Origin of the sequence: Serratia marcescens (genome assembly GCF_029846115.1) — a bacterium.
Lineage (GTDB): Bacteria > Pseudomonadota > Gammaproteobacteria > Enterobacterales > Enterobacteriaceae > Serratia > Serratia marcescens_L.
Window position 1 is genome coordinate 4364277 of the sequence record NZ_JARVZZ010000001.1, and the last position, 25560, is coordinate 4389836.

At 60.1% G+C, this 25560-nt stretch carries 20 protein-coding genes; 14 read left to right on the forward strand and 6 right to left on the reverse strand.

Annotation, left to right across the window (positions count from 1 at the left end):
• Window positions 1-190: 190 nt before the first annotated feature.
• The 3 genes from QDT79_RS20855 to QDT79_RS20865 all read left to right on the forward strand — a co-directional run bounded on the left by QDT79_RS20855 (window position 191) and on the right by QDT79_RS20865 (window position 5945).
• Complete coding sequence (locus QDT79_RS20855; protein WP_063989312.1) at window positions 191-1351, forward strand: NapC/NirT family cytochrome c; 1161 nt, start codon at window positions 191-193, stop codon at window positions 1349-1351.
• 13 nt (window positions 1352-1364) lie between these two features.
• Entirely contained in the window at window positions 1365-3839 is a 2475-nt protein-coding gene (gene torA, locus QDT79_RS20860; RefSeq protein ID WP_063989313.1) for a trimethylamine-N-oxide reductase TorA, read from the forward strand.
• Window positions 3840-4769: 930 nt separating this feature from the next.
• Entirely contained in the window at window positions 4770-5945 is a 1176-nt protein-coding gene (locus tag QDT79_RS20865; RefSeq protein ID WP_063988764.1) for a sugar efflux transporter, read from the forward strand.
• On the opposite strand, the gene QDT79_RS20870 is transcribed toward QDT79_RS20865, so the two are convergent.
• The gene (locus QDT79_RS20870) at window positions 5942-6196 is read right to left on the reverse strand and encodes a YkgJ family cysteine cluster protein (RefSeq protein WP_019453627.1); all 255 of its coding nucleotides are present in this window, start codon (window positions 6194-6196) and stop codon (window positions 5942-5944) included. The genes QDT79_RS20865 and QDT79_RS20870 overlap by 4 nt on opposite strands.
• 265 nt (window positions 6197-6461) lie before the next feature.
• Between QDT79_RS20870 and mtr the strand changes: the two genes are divergently transcribed.
• Together mtr and yeiP are read left to right on the forward strand one after the other, a co-directional pair.
• On the forward strand, window positions 6462-7706 hold the full coding sequence (gene mtr / locus QDT79_RS20875; protein WP_130018049.1) for a tryptophan permease: 1245 nt from the start codon (window positions 6462-6464) through the stop codon (window positions 7704-7706).
• A 126-nt stretch (window positions 7707-7832) separates the two neighbouring features.
• On the forward strand, window positions 7833-8405 hold the full coding sequence (gene yeiP, locus QDT79_RS20880) for an elongation factor P-like protein YeiP (RefSeq protein ID WP_004935725.1): 573 nt from the start codon (window positions 7833-7835) through the stop codon (window positions 8403-8405).
• A 42-nt stretch (window positions 8406-8447) separates the two neighbouring features.
• Here the strand turns inward: yeiP and uxuA are convergent, their stop codons facing one another.
• Window positions 8448-9638: a mannonate dehydratase gene (gene uxuA, locus QDT79_RS20885; protein WP_107226542.1), complete on the reverse strand. Its 1191-nt coding sequence runs from the start codon at window positions 9636-9638 to the stop codon at window positions 8448-8450.
• Window positions 9639-9931: 293 nt separating this feature from the next.
• Here uxuA and QDT79_RS20890 point away from each other — a divergent pair, with 293 nt between their 5' ends.
• A complete protein-coding gene (locus QDT79_RS20890) occupies window positions 9932-11404 on the forward strand; it encodes a mannitol dehydrogenase family protein (RefSeq protein WP_130018051.1) in 1473 nt (490 codons plus the stop codon).
• A gap of 62 nt (window positions 11405-11466) precedes the next feature.
• On the opposite strand, the gene QDT79_RS20895 is transcribed toward QDT79_RS20890, so the two are convergent.
• Window positions 11467-11775: a YmdA family protein gene (locus QDT79_RS20895; protein WP_063988768.1), complete on the reverse strand. Its 309-nt coding sequence runs from the start codon at window positions 11773-11775 to the stop codon at window positions 11467-11469.
• Between the two features lie 318 nt (window positions 11776-12093).
• Between QDT79_RS20895 and QDT79_RS20900 the strand changes: the two genes are divergently transcribed.
• The 8 genes from QDT79_RS20900 to yejF all read left to right on the forward strand — a co-directional run bounded on the left by QDT79_RS20900 (window position 12094) and on the right by yejF (window position 22476).
• Window positions 12094-13068 (forward strand): CobW family GTP-binding protein, encoded by a 975-nt coding sequence (locus QDT79_RS20900; protein ID WP_063988769.1) that lies wholly within the window; start codon window positions 12094-12096, stop codon window positions 13066-13068.
• Between the two features lie 78 nt (window positions 13069-13146).
• Entirely contained in the window at window positions 13147-13857 is a 711-nt protein-coding gene (locus QDT79_RS20905) for a phosphatase PAP2 family protein (RefSeq protein ID WP_063988770.1), read from the forward strand.
• Window positions 13858-14268: 411 nt separating this feature from the next.
• Window positions 14269-14844 carry a bifunctional murein DD-endopeptidase/murein LD-carboxypeptidase gene (gene mepS / locus QDT79_RS20910; protein ID WP_025303553.1) on the forward strand — a complete coding sequence of 192 codons (576 nt, stop codon included), beginning with the start codon at window positions 14269-14271 and terminating at the stop codon, window positions 14842-14844.
• Window positions 14845-15256: 412 nt separating this feature from the next.
• Window positions 15257-16843 (forward strand): cyclic di-3',5'-guanosine monophosphate phosphodiesterase PdeN, encoded by a 1587-nt coding sequence (gene pdeN / locus QDT79_RS20915; RefSeq protein ID WP_130018052.1) that lies wholly within the window; start codon window positions 15257-15259, stop codon window positions 16841-16843.
• An 89-nt stretch (window positions 16844-16932) separates the two neighbouring features.
• Entirely contained in the window at window positions 16933-18741 is a 1809-nt protein-coding gene (locus tag QDT79_RS20920) for an extracellular solute-binding protein (RefSeq protein WP_130018053.1), read from the forward strand.
• Between the two features lie 9 nt (window positions 18742-18750).
• Window positions 18751-19842: a microcin C ABC transporter permease YejB gene (locus tag QDT79_RS20925; RefSeq protein WP_107226567.1), complete on the forward strand. Its 1092-nt coding sequence runs from the start codon at window positions 18751-18753 to the stop codon at window positions 19840-19842.
• Window positions 19839-20864, forward strand: coding sequence for an ABC transporter permease (locus QDT79_RS20930; RefSeq protein ID WP_107226568.1), 1026 nt, complete (start codon window positions 19839-19841; stop codon window positions 20862-20864). Before QDT79_RS20925 ends, QDT79_RS20930 begins: the two co-directional genes overlap by 4 nt.
• A 1-nt stretch (window position 20865) precedes the next feature.
• Window positions 20866-22476, forward strand: a complete 1611-nt coding sequence (yejF, locus tag QDT79_RS20935; protein WP_107226569.1) for a microcin C ABC transporter ATP-binding protein YejF — start codon at window positions 20866-20868, stop codon at window positions 22474-22476.
• An 8-nt stretch (window positions 22477-22484) separates the two neighbouring features.
• On the opposite strand, the gene QDT79_RS20940 is transcribed toward yejF, so the two are convergent.
• The 3 genes from QDT79_RS20940 to rsuA form a co-directional block, all read right to left on the reverse strand.
• Window positions 22485-22829 (reverse strand): YejG family protein, encoded by a 345-nt coding sequence (locus tag QDT79_RS20940; protein WP_004935763.1) that lies wholly within the window; start codon window positions 22827-22829, stop codon window positions 22485-22487.
• Window positions 22830-23423: 594 nt separating this feature from the next.
• Window positions 23424-24620, reverse strand: a complete 1197-nt coding sequence (locus QDT79_RS20945) for a Bcr/CflA family multidrug efflux MFS transporter (protein WP_063988776.1) — start codon at window positions 24618-24620, stop codon at window positions 23424-23426.
• Between the two features lie 41 nt (window positions 24621-24661).
• Window positions 24662-25375 (reverse strand): 16S rRNA pseudouridine(516) synthase RsuA, encoded by a 714-nt coding sequence (gene rsuA, locus QDT79_RS20950; protein ID WP_063988777.1) that lies wholly within the window; start codon window positions 25373-25375, stop codon window positions 24662-24664.
• Between the last annotated feature and the right edge of the window lie 185 nt (window positions 25376-25560).

Consider the following 25560-nt stretch of genomic DNA (forward strand, 5'->3'; position numbering starts at 1 on the left):
CCCCATCGCTATATAAATTAGAATATAACGCTATTTTTTGCGATATATGCCCTTTTTTTGACTACGGATAACCCTATGGGGTTAACCCTCTTCTATTATTACCCCTGCAATCGACGTGGCATTCTGACCTCCGGTCGGCGGCCTTTTGGCAAGATTTTATTTTAAATTCATAATTATAAGCGGGTTTACCATGAGCAAAAAACTGACTGGCTTTGAAAAAAAGCGCCGGTGGGGATGGCTATGGCTTTTGCTGCTGGGGATTATCCTCGGCGCGGCGCTGTTGGCCGGGACCGCCACCGTATTCCATAAAACCAGCGATACCGCCTTCTGCGTTTCCTGCCATACCATGCAACAGCCGCTGGCCGAATATCAGGGCAGCGTCCACTTCCAGAACACCAAGGGCATCCGCGCCGAGTGCGCCGACTGCCACGTGCCGCATCAACCGATCGATTACCTGTGGACCAAAATCCGCGCGGTAAAAGACATTTACGGCGAGATGGTCGGCACCATCGATACGCCGGAAAAATACGAAGCGCACAAGCTGGCGATGGCGCAGTCGGTCTGGAAAACGCTGAAAGAGAACGACTCGGCCACCTGCCGCTCCTGCCACAGCTACGACGCCATGGACATCACCGCCCAGCGCCCTGAGGCGCGCCTGCAGCACCCGGTGGCGATCAAACAGGGCGAGACCTGCATCGACTGCCATAAGGGCGTAGCCCACATCCTGCCGGACATGAGCGGCGAAACCCAGGCCGGCGCCGCCGAGCTGGCGAAGGCCGCGGCGCTGACCGCGCCCGACGCCACCACTCTCTACACCATCGCCACTGAACCGTTCTTCCTCAGCGCGGACGACAGCCATAACGCCGGCAACCTGATGCCGTCCACCGAAGTGCAGGTGGTGAAGCAGGATGGCGACAAGGTGCTGGCCACCGTGAGCGGCTGGCAGCAGGACGGGGTCAGCGAAGTGTTCTACGCCGCGCAGGGCAAACGTATCCTCAGCGTGCTGCTGGGTGAAGACGCGCGCCAACAGCTGAAGACCGCGGCCACCCAGACCGATGCGGAAACCGGCCTGGTCTGGCATCAGGTCTCTTTGCAGGTGTGGCTGCCGCGTAAACAATTGATCGACGATCAGCAAAAAATCTGGCGCTACGCCGCGGACATGATGTCGGCCAACTGCACCGGCTGCCACGGGCTGACCGCGCTCGATCGCTTCAACGCCAACCAATGGATCGGCGTCATCAAAGGCATGGCGCCGCGCACCTCGCTGACGCAGGAACAACTGCGCGTGCTGACGCAATACGTACAAAAACACGCCAGCGACATGCCACCTGCCGCACCGGCCAAGCTTTAAAGGGAGAAGCGCAATGAGCAACCAACAACCGTTAACAATGAGCCGCCGCCGCTTCCTGACCGGCGCCGCCGCGCTGGCCGCTGCCCCGCTGCTGGCAGGCTTATGGCCCAAAGCGGCGCTGGCGCAGGCCATCAGCGAAGCGCTGCCGCAGTTCATCGCCTTGCGTCAGGCGCAAAAAGGCATCCTGACCGGCGCCCACTGGGGCGCGTTCGAGGCCATCGTGCAGGACGGCAAGATGGTCGGCGTGCAGCCGGTGCAGGACGATCCGTACCCCAATGAGCTGATCACCATGGCGCCTTATCAGGTGCACGCCGAGAACCGCATCAAATACCCGATGGTGCGTAAAAGCTGGCTGGAGGGCGGCCCCGGCAGCCGCACCGAGCTGCGCGGCCGCGACGAGTGGGTGCGCGTCAGCTGGGACAAAGCGACCGAGCTGGTGTGCAATGAGATCGTTCGCCTGCAAAAAGATCACGGGCCGCAGTCGATCTACGCCGGTTCCTACGGCTGGAAAAGCGTCGGCATGCTGCACAACAGCCGCACGCTCCTGCAGCGCCTGATGAACCTGACCGGCGGTTTCCTCGGCTACGCCGGCGACTACTCCACCGGCGCGGCGCAGGTGATCATGTCGCACGTGGTCGGTTCGATGGAGGTCTACGAACAGCAGACCGCCTGGCCAAACGTGATCGAGAACAGCGAGCTGGTGATCCTGTGGGGCTGCAACCCGATGGTCACGCTGAAAAACAGCTGGAACGTGCCGGATCACGTCGGCCAGACCGGCTTTGAGGCGTTGAAGAAGAAAGGCACCCGGGTGATCAGCATCGATCCGGTGCACAGCGACAGCGCCAAGTTCGTCAATGCGCAGTGGATCGCCCCGCGTCCTTATACCGACGGCGCCATGCTGATCGGCATCGCCCATACGCTGCTGACCGAGAAGCTGCATAACCCGGACTTCCTGAAAACCTACACCGTCGGCTTCGACAAGTTCCAGGCCTACCTGCTGGGCGAGCGCGACGGCGTGGCGAAAACCGCCGAATGGGCGGCCGACATCAGCGGCGTCGATGCCGACACGCTGCGCGCACTGGCGCGCGAGATGGCGAAGCATCGCACCATGATCATGGGCGGCTGGGGCATTCAGCGCCAGCACCACGGCGAACAGCAGCACTGGCTGCTGGTGACGGTGGCGGCGATGCTCGGCCAGATCGGCCTGCCGGGCGGCGGCTTCGGCTTCAGCTACCACTATTCCTCCGGCGGCAGCCCGACCGCCAAGGGCGGCATCATCGCCGGCATCTCCGCCGGCAACGCGCCGAAGAACTCGCCGGCGCCGATCCCGGTGGCGCGCATCGCCGAATGCCTGAGCAACCCGGGAAAAACCATCGACTTCAACGGCGCCAAGGTCACCTACCCCGAGGTGAAAATGGTGTATGTGGCGGGCGGCAACACCTTCCACCAGCATCAGGACACCAATAACCTGGTCAAAGCCTGGCAGCGGCCGGACACCATCGTGGTCAACGAGCCTTACTGGACTGCCACCGCCAAGCATGCCGATATCGTGCTGCCGGCCACCACCAGCTACGAGCGCAACGATCTGGAAATGGGCGGCGACTATTCGCAGCTCTACGTGTTCCCGATGCACCAATGCGTGCCGCCGCAGCACGAGTCGCGCAGCGACTTCGACATCTTCTCGGCGATGGCGGCCAGACTGGGCGTGCAGGAAGCCTTTACCGAAGGCAAGGACGAAACCCAGTGGCTGAAAGGCATGTACGACGACATGAAGAACCAGGCGCGCGCGGCCCGGGTGGCGCTGCCGCCGTTCGACATGTTCTGGCAATCCAACAACTACGTGCGCTTCCCGGTGCCGGAGGCCAACAAGCAGTGGGTGCGCTTCGCCGACTATCGCGACAACCCGCTGCTGAACCCGCTGGGCACGCCGTCGGGCAAGATCGAGATCTACTCCGACGCCATCGCCAAAATGCATTATGAGGATTGCCCCGGCATCCCGACCTGGATGCCACCGCACGAGTGGTATCGCGGGCCGGAAGCGGCCAAATATCCGCTGTCGCTCAATACCGCGCACCCGACCAACCGGCTGCACTCCCAGCTCGACAACACGCCGCTGCGCGAGAAATACGCGGTGGCGGATCGTGAAGCGATCCTGATCCACCCGCAGGACGCGCAGCCGCGCGGCATCAGCGGCGGCGATCTGGTGCGGGCGTTCAACGATCGTGGCCAGATCCTGGTGGGCGCGGTGGTCAGCGAAGACGTGCGGCCCGGCGTGGTGCGCATCAGCGAAGGCGCCTGGTTCGATCCGGCCGATCCGGCGCAGCCCGGCTCGCTGTGCAAGAACGGCAACGTCAACTGCCTGACCTTCGACATCGGCTCTTCCAGCCTGGCGCAGGGCAACTGCGGGCAGATGGCGCAGTTGCAGATCGAGAAGTATCGGGGGCCGGTATTGAAAAATACCGCGCACACGGTGCCGCAAGGCGCCTGATTTACCCGCAAGCAAGGGGCGTAACGCGTAATGCTGGTCAGTTAGCGTTTTTCTGAACGTATTTGTGCAGTTTTCGGTCGATAAAGGTGAGATGCGCCATGAGGCTCATACGCCTCGACCGAGCCAGGGGCCGAAGGCGCGGCCCCTGGCAACCCGCGCCTTTGCCCTATCAGACGGTTGGCTTTGCCAACGTTACTCAGCCCATCCCTGGGCCTCGCCCCTTCGGGGCCGCTGCAAGCAGCGTTCAAATCTGCTCCAGGCAGATTTGTCCTCTCTCCGCCATACCGCATTGAGGCCGGTTGCGACAGGCGTCCCTGCCTGTCTCACCTGAAACCGCCGTCCATGGCGGTTTCTCCTAATGCGCTATGCCTGCGTTCGGCGTCTTCAAGGGCGTCCAACCCTGTGTTCATCTCCGACTTCTCTGCCATAACGTCATAAAGAACAGGTTGCCCGGTAGCTGCCAGCACGGGTGTTGACCTTTGGCGCGCATCACCGGCTGCCGAGCAAGACGGCGTTGTCAGGGGCAACCGGCCAGGGAAGGCCGGTTGAGGCGAGACTAACAGGGACGTTTGTCGCAGCCGACCCGCCCGACAATGCAGACGCGGCGAGGGTATCCGCACAGCGGACAGACGGTGTTAAGCGAAGGCGCGGGTGGAGGGGCCGCGCCTTCGGCCCCTCCAATTGCCGTTCATTGTAGTAACAGAGAAATTCTGGGCATTTAGGGCAATTCATCCTGCACGACACGTAAAGAGACTGGATAAAAAATACCAGTCAGGTTCAAGTGACCAGCATTAGGCGCAACGCGCCCCTTTTTTCTCGTCGCCGTGCGACATATCCGTTTACCCTTCGCCGCAAGGGAGCGGTTTGCGTTTCATTTCAACGGGCGTATGATGCGCGCGACCTTCCTTTTTCGACGAATTCTCAACCACCATGCCGACTTCATCCGCAGTAACGCGACGCACGCCCGATCTCACTTCGCTGGCCTTTTTGGCGGTGGCGTTCCTGACCGGCATCGCCGGCGCCCTGCAAACCCCGACGCTGAGCCTGTTTCTGGAAACCGAGGTCAAGGTACGGCCGGCGCTGGTCGGGCTGTTCTTTACCGGCAGCGCGGTGATTGGCATTCTGGTCAGCCAGTTTCTCGCCGGCCGTTCGGATAAACAAGGCGACCGCAAGTCACTTATTTTCCTCTGCTGCATGCTGGGTGCGCTGGGGTTCACGCTGTTCGCCTGGAACCGCGACTATTACCTGCTGCTGATCGTCGGCGTGGTGCTCACCAGCTTCGGCTCCACCGCCAACCCGCAGATGTTTGCGCTGGCGCGTGAGCATGCCGACCGTACCGGCCGCGAGGCGGTGATGTTCACCTCCATCATGCGCGCCCAGGTCTCCCTGGCCTGGGTCATTGGCCCGCCGATCGCCTTCGCGCTGGCGCTGGGCTTCGGCTTTAAGGTCATGTATCTGGCGGGCGCGGCGGCCTTTGTGCTGTGCGGCCTGCTGGTGTGGAAACGGCTGCCCTCGATGCCGAAAACCGCGGCGACGAACGCGCCCCTGGCCGCACCGCGGCAGCACCGCCGCGATTCGCTGCTGCTGTTCGTCGCCTGCACCCTGATGTGGACCGCCAACAGCATGTACCTGATCAACATGCCGCTGTATGTGGTGCACGAGCTGCGGCTGCCGGAGCGGCTGGCCGGGATATTGATGGGCGCCGCCGCCGGGCTGGAGATCCCGATCATGCTGCTCGCCGGCCTGGCGGCGAAGCGCTGCGGCAAACGCCGCCTGATGCGCGGGGCAGTGGTCGCCGGCGTGCTGTTCTACTGCGGCCTGCTGTTTATCACCGGCAGCTGGCAGCTCATCGCCCTGCAGCTGCTGAATGCGGCGTTTATCGGCGTGCTGGCGGGGATCGGCATGCTCTACTTCCAGGATTTGATGCCCGGCCAGGCCGGCGCGGCCACCACGCTGTTCACCAACACCACCCGGGTGGGCTGGATCATCGCCGGCTCGATCGCCGGTGCGGTAGCGGAAATCTGGAACTACCATGCGGTGTTTTACGCCGCGCTCGCGATGACGGTGGGAGCCACGCTGTGCCTGTGGCGGTTGAAAGACGCTTAGGGCGCGGTGTCCGCTTCCAGCCTGGCGAGATAAATCAGCGCCTGATCGCGGTGATCGTGGCACATGTCGCGGCTCGGCTGCAGGCTGCCGCACACTTTCGGCCGCAGCGGCGAATGAAACAGGCCGCAGCGCAGCTGTTCATCCAGGTGAATGCAGCGGGTATTGGCGGGCTTGCCGTTCGGCATACCGGGGATCGGGCTGGATATTGACGGCGCGATACAGCAGGCGCCGCAGTCACTGCGACAGTCCATCAGCGCTACTCCTGGTGGGCTGGGGGAAAAGAAGCGCGACAATAGCAGCCGCGCGCGGCGGCCGCCAGCAGAATCCCTGCGCCCCGGCGATCTTTACACTCATCGCCCTGCGCCGGCCGGCGTCATCCTATGGCGAATAAACGCCCAATAAACCTTTATTTAAAGATAAAAACGCGTGAAACGTGCAACTCCCCCGCTTTACATGCGCCATGCGCCCATGTACCATTGAGCTAGTACAAAAGAACCTCTTCCACCAGGAGCACGCATGTCTACGGACACCATCCAGAAGCTGGCCCGCCCTTCGATCCTCGGCGGCGCGATGATCATTGCCGGAACCGCCGTTGGCGCCGGTATGTTTTCCATTCCGATCGTCACTTCCGGTGTCTGGTTCAGCGGTTCCGTCGCGCTGCTGGTGTATACCTGGGCCTGCATGCTGCTTTCCGGCCTGATGATCCTCGAAGCCACGCTGCACTACCCGAGCGGCGCCAGCTTCAACACCATGGTCAAGGATCTGCTGGGTAAAGGCTGGAACGCCGTGAACGGCCTGTCGGTGGCGTTCGTGCTGTATATCCTGACCTACGCCTATATCTCCGCCGGCGGCTCGATCATCGCCCACACACTGGAAGGCATCGTCGGCGTCGGCCAGACCACCGCCGGCCTGGTGTTCGCGCTGGTCGTGGCGTTTATCGTCTGGCTCTCCACCCGCGCGGTCGATCGCCTGAGCACCATTCTGATCGGCGGTATGGTGATCACCTTCGTGATGTCGGTGGGCGACATGTTCACCCACGTGCAACCCGCGGTGCTGTTCAACACCGGCGATGACCAGGCCAGCTATTTGCCTTACGCCCTGGCGGCGTTGCCTTACCTGCTGACCTCGTTCGGCTACCACGGCAACATTCCCGGGCTGGTGAAGTACTACCACAAGGACAGCGGCTCCGTGGTGCGCAGCCTGGTGTACGGCACCCTGCTGGCATTGGCTATCTATATCCTGTGGCAGTATGTGATTCAGGGCAATATCGCGCGCGACGCTTTTAAGCAGGTGATCGCCGAAGGCGGCAATATCGGCAGCCTGCTCAAGCAAATGGGCAACGTCTCCAGCAGCCAGACCGTTAGCCAACTGCTGAACGCCTTCTCCTATATGGCGCTGGCCAGCTCGTTCCTCGGCGTATCGCTGGGCCTGTTCGACTACCTGGCGGACTTCTGCAAGTTCAAGGACGACGGCATCGGGCGCAGCAAGACCGCGCTGGTGACCTTTGTGCCGCCGACCCTGGCCGCGCTGCTGTTCCCGAACGGTTTCCTGTACGCCATCGGCTTCGCCGGGCTGGCGGCCACCATCTGGGCAGTGATCGTGCCGGCGCTGATGGCGCGCGCCAGCCGCCGCCGCTATCCGCAGGCGGGATACCGCGCACCGGGCGGCAACGGCGTGATCCTGTTCGTCATCCTGTTCGGCTTGATCAACGCCGCCGCGCATATTCTGTCGCTGTTCGGTCTGCTGCCGGTCTTCCACTAATCCTCGAAGGGAGAGCGCCTGCTCTCCCCTTCTCACACTGTTTTTACGCCGGGCTATTGCCTGAAATCGGCGGCGCGAGTACCTTGTCGCAACTTCTCTCATACTCCTCATTGCGGATAAATTGAAATGGCAAGAGCTAACGAAATTAAGCGCGGCATGGCGATCAGCTACAACGGCAAGCTGCTGCTGGTAAAAGATATCGACGTGCAGAGCCCGAGCGCCCGCGGCGCCAGCACCCTGTACAAAATGCGCTTCTCCGACGTGCGTACCGGCCTGAAAGTGGAAGAACGCTTCAAGGGCGACGATATCCTGGACACCATTTCCCTGTCGCGCCGCAAGGTGAACTTCTCCTATATCGACGGCGAAGAATACGTGTTCATGGATGATGAGGATTATACCCCGTACATCTTCAAGAAAGACCAGATCGAAGACGAGCTGCTGTTCATTCCGGAAGGCGGCCTGCCGGGCATGCAGGTGCTGACGCTGGATGGCCAGGTGCTGGCGCTGGAGCTGCCGCAGACCGTGGATATGGAAATCGTCGAGACCGCGCCGGGCATCAAAGGCGCTTCCGCCAGCGCCCGCAACAAACCGGCCACCATGGCGACCGGCCTGGTGATCCACGTGCCGGAATACCTCAGCGCCGGCGACAAGATCCGCATTCATATCGCCGAACGCCGCTACATGAGCCGCGCCGACTAGTCGCGCCAGCGGGGCCGAGTCTCGGCCCCGTTTCATTTTCCTCTATGGCAGTTCCGGGAAAAAACGCCGCTTGAGCGCCAGCTCGACGCCACGCAGCTCCGCCAGCCCTTTCAACCGCCCGATGGCCGAATAGCCCGGATTGGTTTTCTTTTTCAAATCATCCAGCATCTGATGCCCATGATCGGGGCGCATCGGAATCGGCCGCCGATCGCCCGCTCGTTGCCGACGCAGCTCTTCGGCCAGGATCGCTTCGATCACCGCCACCATGTCCACATCGCCCTGCAGGTGCGCCCCTTCGTGGAAGCTTTTCGGGTTCTCCTCGCGGCAGGTGGCACGCAGGTGGGTAAAGTGAATGCGATCGCCGAAGGTTTCAATCATCCGCACCAGATCGTTATCGGCACGCACGCCGTATGAACCGGTGCACATGGTGAAACCGTTATGAATGCTGTCAACGGTCTGTTTCAGCCACTGCATGTCTTCAATCGTGGAGACGATGCGCGGCAGGCCGAGGATCGGCCGCGGCGGATCGTCGGGGTGCACCGCCAGCCGGATGCCGGCCTCTTCCGCCACCGGCACGATGGCGCGCAAAAAGACCGCCATGTTTTCGCGCAGCCGCGCCTTGTCGATACCGTCGTATTCCGCCAACCGGCGGCGGAACTGTTCCAGCGTGTAGCCCTCTTCCGCCCCCGGCAGCCCGGCGATGATGTTGCCGGTCAGCCGGTTTTTTTCTTCCTCGCTCATGGCGGCGAAACGGGCTGCCGCCTGGCTGCGTTCCTGCGGCGTATAGTCCGCCTCGGCGCCGGCGCGCTGCAGGATATGCAGCTCGAACGCGGCGAAGGCGATTTGATCGAAACGCAGCGCTTTGGAACCGTCCGGCAGCGGATAGGCCAGATCGGTGCGCGTCCAGTCGAGGATCGGCATGAAGTTGTAGCAGACGGTGTCGATGCCGCAGGCCGCCAGGTTGCGCAGCGACTGCTGGTAATTGGCGATGTACCGCCGCCAGTCGCCGCTGTGGGTTTTGATCTCCTCATGTACCGGCACGCTCTCCACCACCGACCACACCAGCCCCTTTTCCGCCAACAGCGCCTGCCGCGCGCGGATTTCGTCGATCGGCCAGACGTCACCGTTCGCGATATGGTGCAGCGCCGTCACCACCCCGGTCGCCCCGGCCTGACGCACATCGTCCAAAGAAACCGGATCGTTCGGGCCATACCAACGCCATGTTTGTTCCATGTTTTATCCTTATGCCTGTCTCGCACTGCGATGCTGTTATACCAGTTTAATTTAGATGTCAGTTATCTTTAACTTACTCTTTCGCCCTGCGCTGTCAAAACCGAACCCCTCATTGGTTGATCCACTTCACGATTCTGGCTTATTTTGGACTGACCAATTCCTTTAACTGGCCGACATCCCTACACTGGTCGCAGTTTTTTATCACCGGCGCCACCCTGCCTATGCGGCGGAAAACTGGTCTGCTAACTTGGCGCAAGTGGCCCGCCAGCTGTCTTACACGCTTTGGAGATAAGATGAAAACGATCGCCAACACCCCGCTACCGGGCGCCGTCCGGCAGCCGGGCTATGACCGCCGGGCCCTGCGCAGCCGCATCGTGCACCTTGGCTTCGGCGCGTTCCACCGCGCGCACCAGGCGCTGCTGACCGATCGGGTGCTGAACGCCCACGGCGGCGACTGGGGCATTTGCGAAATCAGCCTTTCCGGCGGCGTGCCGCTGTTTGAGGCGCTGCGGCAACAGGATCATCTGTACAGCGTGCTGGAGAAAGGCGCGGACGGTCATCAGGCCATCGTGGTCGGTGCGGTGCATGAGAGCCTGCACCGCAAGCTGGAGGGCATCGCCGCGGTGCTGGAGAAGCTGGCCGAGCCACAGGTGGCGATCGTTTCGATGACCATCACCGAAAAAGGCTACTGCATCGAGCCCGGCAGCGGGCGGCTGGATCGACAGCATCCGGGGATCGTCGCCGATCTGGCGTGGCCGCATCAGCCGCAGACCGTGCCCGGCATTTTGGTGGAAGCGCTGCGGCTGCGGCGCGAACGCGGCCTGCCCGCCTTCTCCCTGCTCTCCTGCGACAATATTCCGGAGAACGGCCACGTGCTGCGCCGGGCGGTGCTCGATCTGGCGCAGGCGCGGGATCCGTCGCTCGCCGATTGGATCGCCACCGCCGCCACCTTCCCCTGCACCATGGTGGATCGCATCGTGCCGGCCGCCACGCCGGCCACGCTGGATGAGATTGCCGCCGCGCTGGGCGGCGTGCGCGACGAATGCGCCATCGCCTGCGAGCCCTTCATTCAATGGGTGGTGGAAGACAACTTCGCCGCCGGACGCCCGGCGTGGGAGCTGGCCGGCGCCCAACTGGTCAGCGATGTGCTGCCGTTTGAACACATGAAGCTGCGCATGCTGAACGGCAGTCACTCGTTCCTGGCTTATCTCGGCTACCTGGGCGGCTACCGCTATATCAACGAGTGCATGGCGGATGAACACTACCGCCGCGCCGCCCTGCGGTTGATGCTGGACGAACAGGCCCCGACGCTGAGCGTCACCGGCATCAGTCTGGCCGACTACGCCGCACAGTTAATCGCGCGCTTCAGCAATCCGGCGCTGCAACACCTCACCTGGCAGATCGCCATGGACGGTTCGCAGAAGCTGCCGCAACGTCTGCTGGACGCGGTACGCTGGCATCTGCGGCACGGCGGCGACTATAGCGGGCTGGCGCTGGGCGTGGCGGGCTGGATGCGTTACGTCGGCGGCGTCGATGACGCCGGTCAGCCGATCGACATTCGCGATCCGCTGGCAGACGTGCTGCAACAGACGATCGCCGCCACAACGGACGATCGGCGGCGCGTGACGGCGCTGTTGGCGCTGAAAGCGGTGTTCGGCGAAACGCTGGCGACGCATGCGGCGTTTACCGACGCGGTGACGCAAGCCTATTTGTCGCTGCGCGATCGCGGTGCGCGTGAAACGGTGAAGGAGTGGGTGATGCGGTGAGAAGCCTGCAAGGCCGAGAATAACCATGCCGGCGTAACGTTACGCCGGCATGGCGGAACGACTTAACGATAAACGACCGTCATAACAGCGAGTTTCTTCTGTTGGTCCACCCACTTCATTTCGGTTGTGCCTAGATTTAGCGGAAGTTCTTTGCGTGTAGCATCAAAACCTGACAACGCTTGCTGGGCCTGATAATGCTGGCCGTTGCGGTAACATTGCGTATTCGCCTTAGAATCTGCAATCTTGACCGTGCAAGGACTTTCAACAATAGAACCGACGAAGCGAATTACCCCGCCGGCCACGCCTGCATGACTCACTGCCGTCCATGAAAACAACATTCCTACGATCAAAAATAACCGAAAGGTATTCATGGCAACCTCATTTTTAGTTAAGCCAATTTAACCATAGAGGATCTTGTTAGGAATAATCGCAAGGAAAGGGACGAGATTTGATCGTTAATCGCGTCATTAACAATGTAAAAACAAGCTACTAACAAAAGTTAACCGCATCTAATACAGGGTTTTATCTAAGAATTTTCTTGCAAAGAAAGGTGGATTTTACCGGTTGAAAAGCGCAGGGTGACGTGCAAAATTTGCGAGATAGAGCACAAATTAAATCGCGGCCGTTTCACCGATACGACTGCGTAACTCATTTATTAAGCAGGTTAATTTTTGCGCCAGGAATTATTAATGACCAAAACCAATTTGATTACCGGTTTCCTCGGCAGCGGTAAAACCACCACTATCCGCCATTTGCTGGCTCATAAGCCCGAACATGAACGCTGGGCGGTATTGGTCAATGAATTCGGCGAGATCGGCATCGACGGCGCGCTGCTGGCGGACAGTGGCGCGGTGCTCAAAGAGATCCCCGGCGGTTGCATGTGCTGCGTCAACGGTCTGCCGATGCAGGTAGGCCTGAATATGCTGTTGCAGCAGGCCAAACCGGACCGGCTGCTGATCGAGCCGACCGGGCTCGGGCATCCGAAACAAATCCTGTCGCTGCTGACCCAGGAAAGCTATGCCGGCTGGATCGACCTGCAGGCCACCCTGTGCCTGTTGGATGCCCGCCAGCTCAGCCAGCCGCGCTACCGCGACAACGAAAACTTCCGCGATCAGCTGGCCGCGGCCGACGTTATTTTGGCCAGCAAAAGCGACACCTATCAGCCGGAAGACAGGCGGGCGCTGGCGGCCTGGAAGACGCAAGATGCGCTGCAGCGGCCCTGCTACGCCATCGCGCAAGGCGAAGCGGATGTCGCGCTGTTGTCACTTCCGCGCACGAATCGTACAGAATTGCCGGACGCACAGCATCATCATGGTCAGGCGAAAAAGCAGGGGCTGGCGGCGCTGCGGCTGCCGGAGCACGCCCGCTGGCGGCGAGCGTTGAATGAAGGCCAAGGCTTCACCAGCTGCGGCTGGATTTTTGACGGCGACACCCGGTTCGATACCGTCGGCTTTATGGAATGGGTACGGCTGGCACCGGTCGAACGCGCCAAAGGCGTGGTACGCATTCCCGAAGGCACGTTACTGATCAACCGTCAGGGGCAGGATCTTAACATCGAAACCCGCCCGGTCGCGCCGCTCGACAGCCGAATTGAGCTTATCCACAGCGAAAATGCCGATTGGAACGCCCTGCAATCCGCCTTGTTTAAGATTCGTTTAAGTTAAACCCCGTACCGTTGCCCCCCGGTTGCCGCAGGGCGGCCGGGTTTTATTTCGTTTTCATTTTTCCAACAGGTTTATGTCATGACACGCCGCAATTTACCCTTCATTCTCTTCTTCAACTTACTGGGCGTTGCGCTGTTCCTGTCCTGGTTCCTGCCGGCCAATCACGGCGGCTGGTTTACTCTGGATTCGGCGATTTTCTTCTTCTTTAACCGCCATCTGGCCACCGACCCGGCGTTTTTGCACCTGGTCGCCATCACCAATAACCGTGCGTTTGATGTCATTTCGCTGCTCGCCATGGGGCTGCTGTATCTGTACTTCTACCTGAAGCAGGACGCCGCCGGCCGCCGCCGCCTGGTGATCACCGGCGTGGTGATGCTGCTGACTGCCGTGGTGCTGAACCAGCTTGGCCATCTGCTGCCGGTGAAACATCCGAGCCCCACCCTGACCTTCGACAATATCCATCGTGTCAGCGAGCTGACCGGCATCCCCACCAAGGACGCTTCCGGCGACAGTTTCCCCGGCGACCACGGCATGATGCTGATTATTTTTTCCTGCTTTATGCTGCGCTATTTCGGCCGCGGCGCCTTCGCCATCGCCCTGCTGATTACGCTGGTCTTCTCATTGCCACGCGTGATGATTGGCGCCCACTGGTTTACCGATATCGCCGTCGGCTCACTGTCCGTGGTGCTGGTTGGCGCCAGCTGGGTACTGATGACGCCTTGCAGCGACTGGATCGTCGATCGGTTGAACCGCCTGTTGCCCGGCAAGCACCGCCCCGGCCAACCATAACTTGCGTCTATGACTCATGCCGGGAGGCGTCCGCCTCCCGGCCTTTATCCCTTCACCGAACGCAAAATATCGCCGCCCCGTCGTTAACGCTTTTGCAACCTGATTTCACACCAGATTCATACATCGGACAATTGGCGTTTTTTATATGAAGATTTACATTATGTTACATCACAAATTCATATAAAAAAGACGGGAAAAAGGCTCGCAATCCCCTATTTGTTCCGGTAATCTCAAATGCGTTTGTGCCTGGTTTAAGTCGAATCAGTATGGAATCCGATAAAAATGTGCGTTCTCGCACGTTTTCAACGGTAACTGGTTGTCGATGCAACAGGTGCGGACTAGGCTCGTTCCGTTTGGCATTTTTCAGGTAGCGACTTTCGTCGTTAAGGACTTCAAGGGAAAACAACAACAATGGTCAAATCTCAACCGTTTCTGAGATATTTTTTGCGGGTAGTCCCTGCAATTGCCGCTGCGGTTATGCTGTCAGCGTGCAGCTCGACTCACACTTCGAACTTGAATAACGCACAAACTGAGATGCGTGCAGTTAATGACAAAGACGGTCTTTTACTGCAAGCCTCTCAGGATGAATTCGAAGCGATGGTCCGCAACGTTGACGTCAAGTCAAAGATTATGGATCAGTACGCGGACTGGAAAGGCGTTCGCTACCGCTTAGGCGGTGACACCAAGCGCGGCATCGATTGCTCGGCGTTTGTACAGCGCACCTTCCGCGAACAGTTCGGCATGGATTTACCGCGCTCTACCTATGAACAGGAAGATCTCGGTAAGAAAATCCAGCGCACCAAGCTGCGCGCCGGCGATTTGGTGCTGTTCCGCGCCGGTTCTACCGGGCGCCATGTCGGCATCTATTTGGGTAACGATCAGTTCGTTCACGCCTCCACCAGCAGTGGGGTCATGATTTCCAAGCTGACCGATAACTATTGGAATAAACGTTATCGAGAGGCGCGCAGGGTGCTGACCAACGGTTAACGACGCAACGCCCTGAAGACCCTGAATACCAAACGAGCGATAAGCGCCGCCTACGGGTGGCGTTTTTTTTGGCTGTCGAACGGGTATCATCAAGATTGATCCCGGCCTTATCGCCCCCTTTCCCCGCTTTACGCCGCCGCACGCCATTATTTTGATAAACTGTCGGCAGGAAATCGCACCGTCGAGGAAAAACTCGCCTATTATCGTCAAATGACGACAACGACGCCCCGGCGTTATTTAAAACGTTTCCGCTTAAAATAGGCGCATTATATTTCTGTCGGCGACGCCGCATATTTAAACGGCGCCGCCGGTTGGTACGGGATAAAAAGGCAAAAATGAAAAAAAAGCCGTTGGCACAATCCATTGACTGGCTGCGCGACACCCCTGACGCCCTGTTGCAGAGGACTCGGTTATGGGCTTGAAAAGAGCTTTCGCCCGCAGCGTGTCTCACCGACAGCGCAGCCTGGCTAAAAGCGGCGTCGCCGCCCTGGTATTTTTTACGCTCTTCACTGCGGTCACGCTTTCTTTGATCAACCACCAGCGCACGCAATACCAACATAAAGTCGAAGCGCGCACGCAAAAGTTCACGCTGGGTTATATCTCGCACCTGACGGCGGTGATGCAGCAAATGATGCCGCTGCTGGACAAGCCTTGCCTCTCCAGCCAGTCGGACATTACCTACCAGGCGGCCTTTACCAGCGGCGTGCGCACCTTCCTGTTGGTCAAGGACGGCTACGCCTATTGCTCCTCCGCCACGGGCGACATGATGTTGCCGATGAAAAATCTCTACCAGGACATCGACTGGGATCTGCCTCTGGATCTCAAGCTGCAGCAGGGCACGCCGATCGTACCGAACAAACCGGCGGTTGCGGTTTGGCTGCGGCATCCCAGCGAAACGGCCACCGGCATCCTCGCTACGCTGGACATCGATCTGATGCCCTACCTGCTGTTCACCTCGCACGACGAACAGGCGCCGGGCATCGCCATCGTGATGGGCAACCGCGCGCTGACCACTTTCAGCCCGAACCTGATGCCGGTCGATCAGCTGCCGAAGGGCAAGGCGGATACCCTGACGCTGCCCAATCTGCCGCTGACCATCCTGTTCTACAACGAGAAACTGACCCCCAACGACATTCGCCTGACGCTGCTGGGCAGCCTGGTGCTGTCATTGATGATCGGCGTACTCTGCTACTACATGCTGCTGCTGCGGCAAAGCCCGGAACGCGCGCTGTTGCGTGGCATCAAGCGCAACGAGTTCTTTATCGAATACCAGCCGGTGTTCCATACCGACAGCAACAGCATCGGCGGGCTGGAAGCGCTGATTCGCTGGCAGCATCCGATCGAGGGCCGCATTCCACCCGATGTCTTTATCCCCTATGCCGAAAGCAACGGGCTGATCGTGCCGCTTACCCGCCACCTGTTCAGGCTGATCGCCGAAGATGTGCCGCAGCTCGCCAAAGCGCTGCCACGCGGAGGCAAGGTCGGCCTCAACATCTCCCCCGCCCATCTTAGCGCACCGTCTTTCCACCAGGACGTGTATGAACTGTTGACGCAGCTGCCGGGCGATTACTTTACGCTGGTGTTTGAAATCACCGAACGCGGCATGGTGGAAGAAGAGAGCGCGCTGGCGGAATTTGACTGGCTGCACAAGCAGGGCATCGAGATCGCGGTGGACGATTTTGGCACCGGGCACAGCGCGTTGATCTATCTTGAGCGCTTCACCATGGATTATCTGAAGATTGATCGTGGCTTCGTCAACACCATCGGCCAGGACACGGTCACCGCGCCGGTGCTGGATGCGGTGATCTCGCTGGCGAAAAAGCTGAAAATGCTGACGGTGGCCGAAGGCGTGGAAACTGCCGAGCAGATGCAGTTCTTGCAAGAACACGGCGTCAACTTCATGCAGGGGTACTACTTCAGCAAACCGCTGAGTATCGACAATTTCGTCGCTTACTGCAATGCTCATCAGGTCTTTGATTATCAGGAAAAAAATAGTTAGTCTTTAAGCATCTTTACCCTGCGCCCGCCCGAAGAATGTTATGCTGGGCGCAGGTTGTACCTTATTTCACAGCAGGAGCTTACCGTCTGATGTCCGTGCGCATTTTCGCTGCTCTGGTGCTCTCGGCACTGAGCTTCGGTCTGCAGGCCGAAGCCCTTAACGAAAGCTACGCTTTCGCCCTTCTCGGTGAACCGAAATACGCCACCGACTTCAGCCATTTCGACTACGTCAACCCGGCGGCGCCCAAGGGCGGCGACGTGCGGCTGGCGGCCATCGGCACCTACGACAACTTCAACCGCTTCGCCACCCGCGGCGTGCCCGGCGAACGTACGATGGAACTGTACGATACGCTGTTCACCAACTCCGACGACGAACCCGGCAGCTATTACCCGCTGATTGCCGAATCGGCCCGTTTCCCGGCCGACATGCGCTGGATGGAGTTGGATATCAACGCCCGCGCCCGCTTCCAGGACGGCAGCCCGATCACCGCCCCCGATGTGGCCTTTACCTTCAATAAATTCATGACCGAAGGCGTACCGCAGTTTCGCTCCTATTACAAAGGCGTCACGGTCAAGGCCATTTCCCGGCTGACGGTGCGCATCGAGCTGCCTAAAGCCAACCGTGAGCAAATCCTCAGCCTGCTCAGCCTGCGCGTATTGCCGGAAAGCTTCTGGAAAAACCATAAGCTCAACGAACCCCTCAGTACCCCGCCGCTCGCCAGCGGTCCGTATAAAATCGGCGATTACCGCCTCGGCCAGTACATCACCTACCGGCGAGTGCGCGACTACTGGGCCGCCAACCTGCCGGTGAACCGCGGCCGCTACAACTTCGACAGCATTCGCTACGATTATTATCTGGACGATAAAGTATCGCTGGAAGCCTTCAAGGCCGGCGCTTACGATTTCCGCATCGAGCCATCGCCCAAAAGCTGGGCCACCCAGTATCAGGGCGGCAACTTCGCGCGCAACTACATCATCAAGCAGGACGAGACCAACCAGGCGGCGCAGAATACCCGCTGGCTGGCGTTCAACCTGCAAAAACCGCTGTTTGCCGATCGCCGGGTACGGGAAGCAATCGGCCTGGCTTTCGATTTTAACTGGATGAACAAGGCGCTGTATTACAACGCCTATCAGCGCGCCGACAGCTATTTCCAAAACACCGCCTACGCCGCCCGCGGCTACCCGGACGCCGCTGAATTGGCCTTGCTGGCGCCGCTCAAAGGCCAGATACCGCCGGAGGTGTTTACCAGCATCTATCAGCCGCCCTCCTCCGACGGCAGCGGCAACGATCGGCAAAACCTGCTGAAAGCGACCCAACTGCTGAAAGAAGCCGGTTGGGTGGTCAAGAATCAAAAGCTGGTCAACGCCAAAACCGGCCAGCCGTTCACCTTCGAACTGATGCTGCTGAGCGGCAGCAACTTCCAGTACGTATTACCATTCCGCCACAACCTGCAGCGGCTGGGCATCGAGATGCAAATTCGCGAGGTCGACGCCTCGCAGTACACCCGTCGCATGCGCGAGCGCGATTTCGACATGATGTCGACGGTGTACATGGCGATGCCGTTCCCCAGCGCCGATCTGCAAATCCTGTGGGATTCACAGTACATCGATTCCAGCTACAACACGGCCGGCGTCAAAGATCCGGCGGTCGACAGCCTGGTCAGGCAGATCGCCGCCCATCAGGGCGACGAAAAAGCCCTGCTGCCGCTCGGCCGCGCGCTGGACCGGGTGCTGACCTGGAACAACTACATGCTGCCGATGTGGTACTCCAACCACGATCGCTACGCCTATTGGGACAAGTTCTCCACGCCGCCGATCCGCCCGGCCTATGCGATCGGCTTCGACAACTGGTGGTACGACGTCAACAAGGCGGCGCGTTTACCGGCTCAACGGCAATAAGGAGTCGGAATGGCGGCCTATCTGATACGCAGACTGTTATTGGTGATCCCCACGCTGTGGGCGATCATCACCATCAACTTTTTTATCGTGCAAATTGCGCCCGGCGGCCCGGTCGATCAGGCCATCGCCGCCATTGAGCTGGGGCATGGCAGCGGTTTTGGCAGCGGTGGCACAGGTGAAGGCCTGGGCCATGCCCGGGCAGGCATCGCGGCTGGCGACGGCCAATACCGCGGTTCGCGAGGCCTGGATCCGGAGGTGATCGCCGAGATCACCCAACGTTACGGCTTCGACAAACCGCTGCACGAACGCTACTTCACCATGTTGTGGAACTATATGCGCTTCGACTTCGGCGACAGCCTGTTTCGCGGCGCCTCGGTGATGCAGCTGATCGGCCAGAGCCTGCCGGTCTCCATCACGCTGGGCCTTTGGAGCACGCTGATCATTTACCTGGTGTCGATCCCGCTCGGCATCCGCAAGGCCGTCCACAACGGCAGCGCGTTCGATACCTGGAGCAGCACGCTGATCATCATCGGCTACGCCATTCCGGCTTTCCTGTTCGCCATCCTGATGATCGTGCTGTTCGCCGGCGGCAGCTACCTCGACTGGTTCCCGCTGCGCGGCCTGGTGTCCAGCAACTTCGACACCCTCTCGTGGCCGGCGAAGATCGCCGACTACCTGTGGCACATCACGTTGCCGGTGCTGGCGACGGTGATCGGCGGCTTCGCCACCCTGACCATGCTGACCAAAAACTCATTCCTCGACGAGATCCGCAAGCAGTACGTCACCACCGCCCGTGCCAAAGGGCTGGATGAGAAAAAAATCCTCTACCGCCACGTGTTCCGCAACGCCATGCTGCTGGTGATCGCCGGTTTTCCGGCCACCTTTATCAGCATGTTCTTCACCGGCTCGCTGCTGATAGAAGTCATGTTCTCGCTCAACGGCCTGGGGCTGCTCGGCTACGACGCCACGCTGCAGCGCGACTACCCGGTGATGTTCGGCACGCTGTATATCTTCACCCTGATCGGCCTGCTGTTGAATATCCTCAGCGATATCACCTACACCCTGGTCGATCCGCGCATTGACTTCGAGGCCCGCCAATGAGCCGCCTTAGCCCGATCAACCAGGCGCGCTGGGCGCGTTTTCGTCGCAACCGCCGCGGCTACTGGTCGCTGTGGATTTTTTTGGTGTTGTTCACCCTGAGCCTGGCCGCCGATCTGATCGCCAACGACAAACCGCTGTTGGTGCGTTATGAAGGCCGGCTGTACCTGCCCTTTATGATTAACTACAGCGAAACCGCCTTTGGCGGCGAGCTGAACACCGAAGCCGACTATCAGGATCCGTTCGTACAGCGACAGATCGAACGACACGGCTGGGCGCTTTGGGCGCCGATCCGCTTCAGTTACGACACCATCAACTTCGCCACCGAGGTGCCCTTCCCCTCGCCGCCTTCGCGTCACAACCTGCTGGGCACCGACAGCAACGGCGGCGACGTGCTCGCTCGTGTTCTGTACGGCTTTCGCATCTCGATGCTGTTCGGCCTGGCGCTGACGCTGTTTTCCAGCCTGATCGGCGTGTGCGTCGGCGCGACGCAAGGGTATTACGGCGGGCGTTTCGATCTGTGGGGGCAGCGCTTTATCGAAGTGTGGTCGGGCATGCCGACGCTGTTTCTGATCATTCTGCTGTCGAGCATCGTCCAGCCCAATTTCTGGTGGCTGCTCGGCATTACCATCCTGTTCGGCTGGATGAGCCTGGTGGGCGTGGTGCGCGCCGAATTCCTGCGCACCCGCAATTTTGACTACATCCGTGCCGCACGCGCCATGGGCGTGCCGGATCGGGTGATTATGTCCCGCCATATGCTGCCCAACGCCATGGTGGCGACGCTGACCTTCCTGCCGTTTATCCTTTGCGGCTCGATCACCACCCTGACGTCGCTCGATTTCCTCGGTTTCGGTCTGCCGATAGGCTCGCCATCGCTCGGCGAATTGCTGCTGCAAGGCAAAAACAATCTGCAGGCGCCGTGGCTCGGCATCACCGCCTTCCTGGTCTTGGCGGTGCTGCTGTCGTTATTAATCTTTATCGGCGAAGCGGTGCGCGACGCCTTTGACCCCAGCAAGGCGCATTGATATGGCCACTCCTTTGCTCGCTATTCAGGATCTCAGCATTGCCTTCCGTCAGGGCGACACCGTCACGCCGGTGGTCAACGAACTCTCGCTGCAAATCGCGCCGGCGGAAACGCTGGCGCTGGTAGGGGAATCCGGCTCCGGCAAAAGCGTCACCGCCCTGTCGATACTGCGCCTGCTGCCCGCGCCGCCGGTGGTTTACCCTGCCGGCGATATCCTGTTCAACGGCGACTCGTTGCTGCATGCGCCGGAAGCGGCGCTGCGCAAGGTGCGCGGCAATCAGATCGCGATGATCTTTCAGGAACCGATGGTGTCGCTTAACCCGCTGCACACCATCGAAAAACAGCTCGCAGAAGTGCTGATGCTGCACCGCGGCCTGCGGCGCGAAGCCGCGCGTGCAGAGATCGTCGAATGCCTGGAGCGCGTCGGCATCCGTCAGGCCAAAAGCCGGCTGCAGGATTACCCGCATCAGCTGTCCGGCGGCGAACGCCAGCGGGTAATGATCGCCATGGCGGTGTTGACCCGTCCGAAACTGCTGATCGCCGACGAGCCCACCACCGCGCTCGATGTCACTATCCAGGCGCAGATCCTGACGCTGCTGCAAGAATTGAAACAAGAGATGGACATGGGTCTGTTGTTCATCACCCATAACCTGAATATCGTGCGCCGCCTGGCGGACAACGTGGCGGTGATGCGCCAAGGGCGCTGCGTGGAGCAAAACGGCCGCGCGCAGCTGTTCAGCCGGCCGCAGCATCCCTACACGCAGCAGTTGCTGGCCGCCGAGGACGTCGGTGAACCGCTGCCGCTGCCTGCCGCCGCCAACGAGCGCCCCGGCGACGAGCGGCCGCTGCTCAAGGTGGAGAATCTGCAGGTGCGCTTCCCCATTCGCCGCGGCCTGCTGCGCCGCACGGTGGATTATCACTATGCATTGAAATCATTGAGTTTCGAGCTGCGCGCCGGGGAAAGCGTGGGGCTGGTGGGGGAATCCGGCTCGGGAAAAAGCACCACCGGGCTGGCGCTGCTGCGCCTGTTGGCCTCACAAGGCGCCATCTGGTTCGACGGCGAACCGCTGCACCCGCTCACAATGAAGCAGATGCTGCCCTACCGCAGCCGGATGCAAATCGTCTTCCAGGATCCCTATTCCGCCCTGAACCCGCGCCTGAACGTGCAGCAGATCATCGCCGAGGGGCTGGAAGTGCACCAGCGGCTTAGCGCCGAGCAGCGGGAACAGCGCGTGATCGAGGTATTGCAGGAAGTCGGCCTGGATCCGCAACTGCGCCATCGCTACCCCACCGAATTTTCCGGCGGGCAGCGCCAGCGTATCGCCATCGCGCGCGCGCTGATCCTGCAGCCGCAGCTGCTGATCCTCGACGAGCCGACCTCTTCGCTGGATAAATCGGTGCAGGCGCAGATCCTGACGCTGCTGAAATCGCTGCAGCAACGTCACCGGTTGGCTTATCTGTTCATCAGCCATGACCTGCAGGTGGTGCGTTCGCTATGCCACCAGGTCATCGTGTTGCGACAGGGAGAAGTGGTTGAACAGGGAGACTGCCGGGCGATTTTCGCGGCGCCCGCCGCCGACTATACCCGTCAACTGCTGCAGTTGGCGGATTAGCGGCGAATTCAGAAAGGGTATTGTGCGCTCAGCGGTTCGGCGATCGCGGCGCCGACGTTTTTCAGGCGGCACATGGTGGCGCTCTCGTCGCTGCGCTGCACGAACAGGCAAGGCTCGCCTTCCCATTCGACGATCGCGCAGTCGACCTGAATCTCCTGCAGCGACAGATTGAGCTGTTGCATTACCTGCCAGGCCTCGGCCCCTTCATGGCTGAGTAACTTCAGCCCAATCAGGTTGTTATCTTCGTCTATTCCGTTAAACGGAATCGGTTCGACCTTCACGCCGGTGAAACCGGATAGCCAACGATAACTTTGCGGCAAGCGATGCACTACCGAAAGTTGGATACTCTCCACATGAAATCCCTAGTTTGAAAAGGTGAAACACTTTTACCTGACAGGGTTACTAAGTTATAGCCGTTGACTCCCGACTCTGCCGCGCACAAATGTTATTTAAATGTAAATTTTGCCGCTAGCCATTAACCAGACCCCGTGCTTGCCGATGCCGTGCCATTTTTTGGCGCGCCGTGCGGTGTTATTTCACGGCATTTTGCGACTCAGCTCGCATTTTTGCGTTATATGTAACCCTTTCCTGCAGCGATCTCAACTCTTTTTTCTTGCAATGCAACTACTTTTCCGTCGCCATATTTTTACATTGAAGAAACATTTCACCCGCCGCGTTAGCGCCGATTTCCCTGCTAATGCCTTGATTTACATCAACCCTAACACAAACCACCCGCTGCGCTCAGCCGGCAGAACGCCGCGCCTCCCGGGGAATATTGGGCGGTGCGGCGGCGGGATTTTTTAACAAAAAGCACACAGAGGGGAAAACGGCCAATTAATTAGCTTGCGTGTATTTAGCAACAAAATTTCCATTGCCAGTTGCACCCTGAAATGGCAGGGCGCAACCCCATGACGATGCGGGGTGACACGCCCCGCATCGGGAGTACGTCAGGCTGCGCGATCGCGCGGCCGGCTGGCGTAAACATAGAACAGCACCGCCACGATGCTGCACAGCGCCATCGAGGTGACCATTGGCCAGGCGCTTTTGCCCGGTGCCATCGACAGTACCGCCCCCACCAGCGCGCCGATGCTGAAGCGCAACGTGCCGGCCAGAGAAGATGCGGTGCCCGCCATATGCGGGAAGTCATCCAGGATCACCGCCATGGCGTTGGAAGAGATCATCGCGATGCACCCCAGATAGACCGCAACGCCGATCACCAGCGCCCAGAAGCCCAAGCCGACGGCGCTCACCGCCACCAGCCACAACCCCATCGCCAGCTGTACCAACAGCCCCAGCTTGAACATCTTGACCGCGCCGAACCGCCGCACGTTGCGGCTGTTGATCAGCGTCGTCAGGAACAGGAAGACGATGTTCAGCGCAAAATAGTAGCCGAAATGCTGCGGCGAAACGTGGTTCAGTTCGATGTAGACGAACGGCCCGGCGCTGAGGAACGAGAACATGCCCGCAAACGAGAAGGCGCTGGCCAGCATGTAGCTCAGCACCCGTTTGTGGCGGAACAGCGAACCGAAGTTGCCCAGCGTGGTGCGCAGGTGGAACCGTTGTCGCCGCTCTTTCGGCAGCGTCTCCTTGATGAACAGGGCCACCAGCAGTGAACCGATCAGCGCCGCGGCGCCCATGGTCCAGAAGATGGCGTGCCAGCTGAACCACAGCAACAGCGCACCGCCGATCATCGGCGCCAGCAGCGGCGCAATGGTCATCACCAGAATGACGAACGACATCATGCGCGAGAACTCATCCTTGGTGAACATATCGCGCATCAGGGCGTTGATCACCACGCTGGCGGCGGCGGCGGCCAAACCGTGCAGGAAACGCAGCCCGATCAGCTGATCGATCGACTGCGCCATGGCACAGGCGCAGCCGGCGATGGCGAAGATCAGCGTACCCCACAGGATCACCGGCTTGCGGCCGATGCTGTCCGACATCGGCCCATAGAACAGTTGCCCGAAGGCAAAGCCGAGCATATAGGCGCTGAGCGTCATCTGCACGCTGCCGGACTCGACCCCAAACTGGGCGGCGATCACCGGCATACTGGGCAGGTACATGTCGATGGCCAACGGCATCAACATGGACAACAGGCCCAGAATGAAAATCAAACCGAGATGAGAGGTTCGGTTCTGTTGCACGTTCCACGACTCCTTAATCGGCCGCAATCGATGATCGGTTATCAGTCCTGCAGGTGCGGCGCGCCCACGCTGGCGATCTCTTCTTCGGTCAGTGGGCGGTATTCGCCCGGCGCCAGATCGTCATCCAGCACGATGGCGCCGATGCGCTCGCGGTGCAACTCGATCACCCGGTTGCCGACGGCAGCGAACATCCGCTTCACCTGGTGGTAGCGCCCTTCGCTGAGAGTCAGGCGCACCACGTGCTCGTCGACCTGTTCCAGCGTCGCCGGCCGCGTCAGGTCTTTCTCGTTGTGCAGTTGCACCCCTTCGGCGAAACGCTGCGCGGTGTCTTCCGCCAGCGGGTGCTCCAGCGTCACCAGATAGGTTTTCTCGCAGTGGTGGCGCGGCGACGTGACGCGGTGCGACCACTGGCCGTCGTCGGTCATCAACACCAGCCCGGTGGTGTCGATATCCAGCCGCCCGGCGGCGTGCAGCTTGTACGCGACCGGCTCATCGAGAAAATACAGCACCGTCGGATGATCGGGATCGTCGGTGGAGCAGACGTAACCCTGAGGTTTATTGAGCATGAAATAGCGCGGGCCGTTCTGCTGCTGCAGCGGATTGCCGTCGAACGCTACTTCTTGCTCCGGGGTCAGTTTGATCGCCCCGCTCTTCACTACCTCACCGTCCACGGTGACGCGTTTAGCCCGAAGTTCGCGCGCGACCAGCGCACGGCTGATGCCTAACTGCTGAGATAAAAACTTGTCCAATCGCATGGGATCTGCTTTGCCTGTCGTTGTTATGATCGCATTGATCGTATTGCCAAAATATGACGCCCGCCGTTGCACCGGGTGCAAATGGCAGGCTCAGGGGGGAAATCGCGTGGGGGCACAGCGATTGCTGTCACACGAGTATAGCGGCACAACGCGTTGCCCGACAGGGGTAATTTTCACGCTTCTCG